10 protein-coding genes and 2 pseudogenes are annotated in these 7,291 nt (G+C 66.8%); 9 read left to right on the top strand and 3 right to left on the bottom strand.

The genetic code is table 11. From position 1 onward, the window contains the following. Positions 1 to 610 precede the first annotated feature (610 nt). The 4 genes from RIN75_RS43615 (at position 611) to RIN75_RS43600 (ending at position 3,071) form a co-directional block, all read left to right on the top strand. Entirely contained in the window at positions 611 to 841 is a 231-nt protein-coding gene (locus tag RIN75_RS43615) for a hypothetical protein (protein ID WP_309117992.1), read from the top strand. Between the two features lie 5 nt (positions 842 to 846). Next, positions 847 to 1,233, top strand: a complete 387-nt coding sequence (locus RIN75_RS43610; protein WP_309117991.1) for a hypothetical protein — start codon at positions 847 to 849, stop codon at positions 1,231 to 1,233. Between the two features lie 4 nt (positions 1,234 to 1,237). Beyond that, positions 1,238 to 1,576, top strand: a complete 339-nt coding sequence (locus RIN75_RS43605; protein ID WP_309117990.1) for a hypothetical protein — start codon at positions 1,238 to 1,240, stop codon at positions 1,574 to 1,576. 280 nt (positions 1,577 to 1,856) lie between these two features. Then, positions 1,857 to 3,071 carry a JmjC domain-containing protein gene (locus tag RIN75_RS43600; RefSeq protein ID WP_309117989.1) on the top strand — a complete coding sequence of 405 codons (1,215 nt, stop codon included), beginning with the start codon at positions 1,857 to 1,859 and terminating at the stop codon, positions 3,069 to 3,071. Here RIN75_RS43600 and RIN75_RS43595 read toward each other — a convergent pair. Then, on the bottom strand, positions 3,052 to 3,819 hold the full coding sequence (locus RIN75_RS43595; RefSeq protein ID WP_309117988.1) for a hypothetical protein: 768 nt from the start codon (positions 3,817 to 3,819) through the stop codon (positions 3,052 to 3,054). The two genes, RIN75_RS43600 and RIN75_RS43595, sit on opposite strands and share 20 nt — an antisense overlap. A 260-nt stretch (positions 3,820 to 4,079) precedes the next feature. Next, positions 4,080 to 4,463, bottom strand: coding sequence for a hypothetical protein (locus tag RIN75_RS43590; RefSeq protein ID WP_309117987.1), 384 nt, complete (start codon positions 4,461 to 4,463; stop codon positions 4,080 to 4,082). Here RIN75_RS43590 and RIN75_RS44350 point away from each other — a divergent pair. From RIN75_RS44350 to RIN75_RS43560, 5 genes and pseudogenes are all read left to right on the top strand, one after another. Next, a pseudogene (locus tag RIN75_RS44350) lies at positions 4,395 to 5,684 on the top strand (MFS transporter). The gene RIN75_RS43590 and the pseudogene RIN75_RS44350 overlap by 69 nt on opposite strands. A gap of 7 nt (positions 5,685 to 5,691) precedes the next feature. Further along, on the top strand, positions 5,692 to 6,039 hold the full coding sequence (locus RIN75_RS43575) for a hypothetical protein (RefSeq protein WP_309117984.1): 348 nt from the start codon (positions 5,692 to 5,694) through the stop codon (positions 6,037 to 6,039). Between the two features lie 9 nt (positions 6,040 to 6,048). Continuing rightward, the gene (locus tag RIN75_RS43570) at positions 6,049 to 6,459 is read left to right on the top strand and encodes a hypothetical protein (protein WP_309117983.1); all 411 of its coding nucleotides are present in this window, start codon (positions 6,049 to 6,051) and stop codon (positions 6,457 to 6,459) included. 204 nt (positions 6,460 to 6,663) lie between these two features. Then, on the top strand, positions 6,664 to 6,819 hold the full coding sequence (locus tag RIN75_RS43565; protein WP_309117982.1) for a hypothetical protein: 156 nt from the start codon (positions 6,664 to 6,666) through the stop codon (positions 6,817 to 6,819). Between the two features lie 15 nt (positions 6,820 to 6,834). Continuing rightward, on the top strand, positions 6,835 to 7,101 hold the full coding sequence (locus tag RIN75_RS43560; RefSeq protein ID WP_309117981.1) for a transposase: 267 nt from the start codon (positions 6,835 to 6,837) through the stop codon (positions 7,099 to 7,101). Here RIN75_RS43560 and RIN75_RS43555 read toward each other — a convergent pair. After that, a pseudogene (locus tag RIN75_RS43555) lies at positions 7,068 to 7,291 on the bottom strand (IS630 family transposase); the annotation flags it as partial. The gene RIN75_RS43560 and the pseudogene RIN75_RS43555 sit on opposite strands and share 34 nt — an antisense overlap.

Below are 7,291 nucleotides of genomic sequence, written 5' to 3'. Positions count from 1 at the left end.
ACGCCGCCATCGCCGCCTACATCCGCTGGCGCAACGCCCGCGCCCAGCCCAAGACCAACTTCGCCACCGACTCACCCATCCGCACCTGGACCCATTACCCGGCCAAGGCTGCGTGACAAGCCACTAGATCATGATCGGCGCCATCGGACACCCTGCGGCGAGACCCCGCACGTCATCAATTCCACGCTCTGCTCGTCGCGAGAACGTCACGAGGTTCAAGACTGCTCCGCGATCTCGGCTCCTCGGGTATCGAGCGGCTGGCTCTCTCGAAAGGGCACCAGCGTCCCCAAAGTCGGCTCCCGCATGCATGATCCGCTCCAAAGAACACTTCAGACTTGGATCGAGGGGCGCGTGCCATGGCCGCGTCTCTGGCGGAAGTCATTGTCCCACGCACTAGGACACCCCGTCCTACCCCACACTCGCGAGCGTGATCACTCTGAACGCCTGTCGCTTCTACGGCACGTCGTCCGCTGCCACGGTCTAGGTCAGGCATCCGGCGTCGGGTGACGAACCCCGACAACGGCGTACCAGCTCACTTCCCCTCGCTTTCGCTGGTACGCCTCGCTTCCTCGGCGCTGGATGCCGCCCAAGCAGCCGAACGTAGGAGCAGGTGACGATCACCATGACCGAACTGGCAGCCGTCATTCCGTTCGGCCGCAAGGACGTTCTCGGTGGGCACGATGCGCCAAGCAGCGACATGCCCGAGCCACGAACGCTCTATTGCCTGACGGTCATCGCCTTCTTGCTGCACATCGACGTCAACGGCCTGTGTCCGCGGTGCCGCGAAGCCTGGCCGTGCAACCACCTGCGCCTGGCGTACCGGCTGCGGGAAGGGTTCTAACCGTGATGGCCAGGAGCAACAACCCTGCAGCCACGCCGACCATCAGAAAACAGCCCGTCGTCTACGGCTACCTGCGCGCCGAGGTGCCGGACGAGCTGGAGATTGCCCTGTGGCGCAAGGAAATCGGGCTGTTCTGTGAGCGCCAGGGCTACACCCTGGCGTCGATCTTCACCGACCGGGGCGTGCAGCACGACCAGCTGGGGCGGCCCGGCCTCGATGGGCTGCTCGACGTGTTGGCCATCCCGGAGACGTACGGCTTCGTGGTGCCCAGCAAGGCCCATTTGTCCCTGGACAACGGCGTCTTGGTGGTGCTGGGACTGCTCATCTCGAACACCGACGCGGCGATCATCGTGATGGACGAGCACCCAGGCGACGTGTCGGTGTGGTGGTAAGGCCGTGCGCGAAGACGACCTCGTACGGCAACTCATCACCAGTGCCCGCTTCGTTGCCCTGCCCCTGCTGGCTGAGGGCGGCGTGTTTGCCGGACTCCATCTCCACCGTCATCTTCCGGGAGCCCTGGACGTGGTGCAGGTACGGGACGGCTCGCTCGGCTCCGAGGCGGCGCACGCACGCCTTCGAAACAGCTTCGACCTGACGGTGCCGTTCGCGCCGCCCGCCGCGCTCTACCGGGTGAGCGGGCGGCTGATGGACATCGCCGGGGCGTTGCTCCTGCCGCCCGGCCAGACCTTCTCTGACGCTCCCGCCTGGCCGCCCAGCGGCGAGGAGCCCACCTGAGCCATCTCCTGCTCCTCGGGAGATGAGGACGAACGACAACTATGGAAGGAGGTGATGTAGATGGACGAGTCCGAACTGGTGGTGCAGGTCTTCCGCGCCTCGACGGTGCAGAACCGCACCGAGTTGCAGGCGTCGGACGGTGCCACGGGCGACTCGGGTGAGACCCGCGACCCGTGATCTGACCGCTAGGCGCTGACGTTCCACTCCCACCGCAGAAGGGGCTCCCGCGACGTCCACACGCGGAGCCCCTTCTACCTGTCCACAGCAAGGAGACTTCGGTATGGATCACCGACTGGTACCCGGCATCGAGCAGGCGCTCATGTGGCAAGGACCGATGAAGCTCGGGCGCGAGTTCGCCCGCGGAACCCTGCGCGACAATGCCCTGGGCTCACGCCTGCTCACTCCCGGGAAGCTGCTCGACCTCATCATGCGGCGAAGCTTGTCGTCCGCTCGGCTGCGCGTTCTCCAGAGTGGCCGCGACCTGCACCCGAGCACCTTCATCTCCACCCGCCCCATCCGCCGTTCCGAGGGCGTCCCCATGGTCGACATGGAGCGGCTGGGGCGGTTGCTGAAGGAAGGTGCCACGCTCGTCCTCGACGCGGTGAACACCTACGACGCCACGCTGGAGGTCGCCTGTCGGGCACTCCAGTGGTGGAGCCGCGAGCTGGTGCAGGTCAACGCCTACCTCACCACTGGCGACGCCGCTGGGTTCACCCTGCACTGGGACGACCACGACGTCCTCATCGTGCAGGTGGCCGGGGAGAAGTCGTGGGAGGTCCGCGGCTTGGCCCGCCCGGCGCCGATGTACCGCGACGCCGAGCCCAACCCGGCTCCGCCCGAGGAGATCGTCTGGCGAGGCACTATGAAGCCCGGCTCGGTCATGCACATCCCCAGGGGCTACTGGCACCGGGCCACGCGCGAGGAACGCGGCGACGGCTTCAGCCTGCACCTCACGTTCGGTTTCCCCCAGCGCACCGGCGTGGATTACCTGACCTGGCTGGCCGACCAGTCCCGCCGCCAAGAACTGCTCCGCCACGACATCGACCGCTGGGGCAGCGTGGAGGCGCGGGCCGAGCAGCAAGTGGCCTTCACCGACGCCGCCGTGAACCTGGTGGCGACGACGGACCTCGGCGAGTTCCTGGCGGCGCGCGAGCAGGACATGTCACCACACCGGCACGTTACGACACACGGCTTGTTCGGCCCGCTGGTGGCGGTCGTGTGCATAACGGAGTTCGCGCCGACGATCGAGGAGCAGGCTGACGGGCTGGTCATGGTCGCCGCGGCCGGGCGGCGGATCACGTTCACCCGCGCGGCATTGCCCGCGCTCAGGCTCCTGCTGAGCGGCAGGCCGGTGTTTGTCGACAAGGTCGCCGCCGCAACCGGTGTCGACGCGGCCACCTTGGCCGAACTGCTGGTCACGGAGAACATCTGCGCCGAGCTGACGTCGGAGTTGGCGGCGGGTTACGACGGCGTCCTCATGCCCGAAGCTCGCTGAGCAACCTCTCGGCGTGCTGCTTGGCGAGCGGCACCAACTCGTCGGCGTAGCCGGGCGGGAAGTTCAAGATCTCGGCGCAGTGGTAGAGCTGCACGATCCTGCCGGTCGGGCTTTCCAGGTCGTGCTTCAGCTCGCGGTAGACCCGGTCGGCAAGCTCCGGCACGGCGAAGGACGAGGCCCACAGGTTGGCGGCGTCCCAGCCGCGCGGGGCCATGCCCCAGTCCTCCCAATCCAGGAGGTAGCAGTTCGGAGCAGTCAAGTTGGCCCAGGCAAGGTCGGCATGGGCAGCGCGCCACTCGGTGACGATGGTGTCCACAGCTGGGAACAGCTTGTGGATGGTCGAAGTGACCCGTTCCTGCGTCACCGGCTCAAGGTGCGGCGTGGCGATCCGGGTCGTGGTGGACGAGGCGAGGTTCGTCATGGACTTCGAGAAGGTCGCCCACCACGACTCCGACAATCCGGGGGTCTCCCTCAGAGTGCCACCCGCCTTGATGGGCGTGTCCGTGATGAGTTCGGTTTCGTCGGCCCGCCACATGACGCCGAGGTCGTGGTCGATCCAGGCCACCCCCTGATGCCAGGCGGGCGTGGCAACGCCGTCGAGGACTGCGGCGGATTCGAGACCCCAACCCTGGCCGTCTACACGGGCGAGGTCGCGAACTTCGATGCGCACCCAGGTTCCGCGGGTGGTGGCGTAGCCGAGAGAGCGGCGCTTGCGGACTTCGGACCGGGGGTCGAAGTCCGCAGCCAATGCCTCCTGGATGCGGGAGACGATGGGGTCGGTGGAGACCTTGCGAAGGTCGGGAGACATGAAGGCAGCTTAACGAATAGTGAGATCAACCCACAACGCGACAGATGAGGTCATTCACCGATTCTTTTCCATTTCCCGTCGCCTTGATGTGCATACTTCTTCGAGCCTGCCATCACCGGGTAAGTCACAAACGGTTTGCCGTTCTTATCTACGATGATGTCCTGACGCTTCCCGTCAATGGTGGCGTCGAGTACAATCCGCTATTTGACGCCGCCACCGAGTGCCTTGAACTGGAACATTTCAACGTCGTCAGGCTTGATCTCAAAGGTGAATGGAGCAATCTTACCGGTGGCACCGTCCGGCCTGTACTCAATCTTCTGTGTAGTCTCGTTCACTGTGATCGCCAAGTGTCGAACTTCTACCGGCGAGCCCTGACCGCAGAACGTCGATGCACCACTCTTCGGCGACAGCTTCTCTACCACTACGATGCGGGCGCTGAGGATATGGATGATCTCATGCATGGAGTAAAGCGAGAACCGGCCAGAACTCGCCCCTTCATCCTCGCCACCATTGCTGTGCACCCACTCGTACAAACCGGTGCAGAGCGTGCAGGCGTAACGCGGAGTGAACACGAAACCACGCACCGCGATGCAGTGCGTGGTGTGAATGAGCGATACGTGTTGGGGCTCATCGGGTTCAAACTCGTGTGGCCCTTCCTACCGCTCTACCTCGGCGAGTTGGGCGTGCCCGGCGACCGCCTGGTGCTCTGGGCAGGTCTGCTGGACTTCGCCGAGGAAATCGCGACGGTGGTCGCGGCACCCGTGTGGGGAGTGCTGGGGGACCGCTTCGGGCGCAAGGCCATGGTGGTGCGCGCCCTGCTCGGCGGCGTGCTCGTGATCAGCTTGATCACCGCGGCGCCGAACGAGTACGTCGCGCTCGCCTTGGCCGTGCTCTCGGGGTTGCTCACCGGCGTTATCAGCCCGCTCAACGCACTCGTCGCCTCCGCGACGCCGCCCGGCAGCCTCAGCAAGGTGATGGGACGGCTGCTGGCGGGGGTGTTCCTGGCCAACACCACTGGTCCGTAGCTTGGCGGTGTCATCGGCTTCCGCGGCAGTTTCCTGATCGGGGCAGGCCTGCTGGCGGCGGCCGCAGTGCTCGTGGTGCTGCTGATCCGGGAACCGCCGCTGGACCGCGCTCCTGGTGGCGGCGGGCAGAAGACCAGTTTCGCCGCGCAACTGTCCCGCATGGCCCGCGTGCCCGGTTATCCGGCGCTGCTCGTGTGCCTCGGCGTCCTCGGACTGTCCGGGATGCTGTTGTACCCGATCCTGCCCGTGCTCGTCCCGACCCTCGATGGACTCCTGACGCGGGGCGGCGAAGTCCAGTTCGCCACCGCCGTCGGACTCGCCCTCGGCGTGCCCGGCGTGGCGGGCGTGCTGGCGTCGTGGAAGGCGCACGTGGTCGTGGAGCGGCTCGGCAGCGGTCGCACGCTGCTGTGCTCGGCGTCCATCGGCGCGCTGTTCACCGTCGCCCTGTTCTTCGTCGACTCCTTCTGGCCGCTGGCCGCTGGTCGCGGTCCGCGCCGTGAACGGGCTTTCCTCGGCGTCGCCCAAGTCGCCCTGGGCGCGCTGATCGGTGTGCTCGCGCCCCGCGAGCTCTACTCGACCGCGTACGGCGTGGCGGGCCCGGTGCAGTCCGCCGCGACCGCGCTCGGTTTTCTCGGCGGCGGCCTGGTCAGCTTCCTGCTCGGCCTGCACGCCGCGTTCATCGTCAGTGGCGCCCTGTTGTGCGTGATCGCTGTCGCGGGGGCCTTCTCCCTGCGCGCAGCGCACATGCGACCGGAGGAGACCACTACTGCGCACGAATGAGGAAGAAATGACCAATAAGGTGACCGATTCGTTCCTGGAACGGTGCCTCGCAGGCGATCGGGCGCTGGCCGGAATCGTGCGCGACGCCAAGTTCCCCAACGCGTTCGACGCGTTTTACAGGGAGCGCCTGTTCCCGCGCCCGCTGTTCGTCGGGGAACAGCGGGTACGACGACTCGGAACCGATCTTCAGGCGTTGATCGACCTGATCGTCTCACTGCCGCAGCGCCTGTTCGACGGCGATCTCGGGCGGTACTGCGCCGCGCTGGACATCGATCCGGCTCGGGCGGCCGTGCTGTCGGAGTCGCGGGAGCGACCGGTCCTGTATGGGCGGGTCGACGCTTACGACGACGGCTAGTCCTTCAAAGTGCTGGAGTTGAACCTCGGCAGCCGTGCCGGGCGCATCGAGTCGGCGCGGATCGGACCAACGGTGCTGGCGCACGAGGCGTTCAGGGACTTCGCGGCTGAACACGGCCTGTCCAGCGTCGACACCGTCGAGCAGTTGGCCGCCGCACTGCGCGACTTGACGGGCAAGCCCTCGCCCGTGGCCGCAGTGCTGGACCTCAAGGGCATCCTGACCGACTACGTGCCGCTGATCGAGGTGCACACCGAGGCATTGGCCGAGCCGGGGATCGAGGTCTTCTTCGGCGACCTGTTCGACGTCCGGCGCGGCGGTGGGCGCCTGCTGGGGGCGGGCGGCCTGCGGACGTCGTGTTGCGCTACTTCACCGACGAGGAGATCGCCGAGGACGGGGAAGTGGCCGAACAGTTCGAGCTGATCCGCCAGGCGCACGAGGCCGGCGAGACGCTCCTGTGGACGACGGTGCAGAGCGAGTTGCACGCCAACAAGGGATGCCTGCACCTGCTGTCCGATCCCCGGTACCGCGCCGCGTTCACGGCTGACGAAGTCGCGTTGGTGAATCGCCTCCTGCCGTGGACGCGGGCCGTCGCCGACGCGCGCAACCGAGGCCGAGGGCACGGAGGTGGATCTCCTGGAGTACTGCCGGGACCGGCGGGAGCAGTTGATCCTCAAGCCGCAGAACGAGTTCGGCGGGATCGGGGTAGTCGCGGGCTGGGAGTGCGACGACCGGCGCTGGGCGGAGTTGCTAGTGGCGTGTCACGCAGCCTTGGCCGGGTAATGGGTCCAGGTGCGGATGGGTGAGTCTGTGGCGAAGCCGGTTTTGGGCTGGGCTCGGGCGTTGCGCCAGCGGATGAACGAGCCGATGGCGGCGTTCTGTTCAGCGTGGGTGAGGTGGTCGGACAACTTCTCCCCGCACCGGCACCCCGACGTCCGGAACTGGGCCGCCGACAACGACGCCGAACTGGTGTTCCTGCCCGCCTACTCCAGCTGGCTGAACTGGATCGAGGCCGAGTTCGCCGCCCTGCGCTACTTCGCCCTCAACGGCACCATGACCAGGTAGAGCCGCTGGTCGGGCCAGCGGGCGCGCAGGGTCCTGAGCAGGTCGAGGAACTCGGCGTGTCGCTTGCGGCGCCGGATCCGGTAGAGGATCTTCCCGGTGGCCAGGTCCAGCGCGGCGAGCATGTGCATCACGCCGTGCCGACGGTTGTAGGTGGCCCGTGATCGGCGTGGCGACGTGACGGGCCGCCAGG

Source organism: Saccharothrix sp. (genome assembly GCF_031180885.1).
GTDB lineage: Bacteria > Actinomycetota > Actinomycetes > Mycobacteriales > Pseudonocardiaceae > Actinosynnema.
This window is presented reverse-complemented; position numbering and strand designations above follow the sequence as displayed.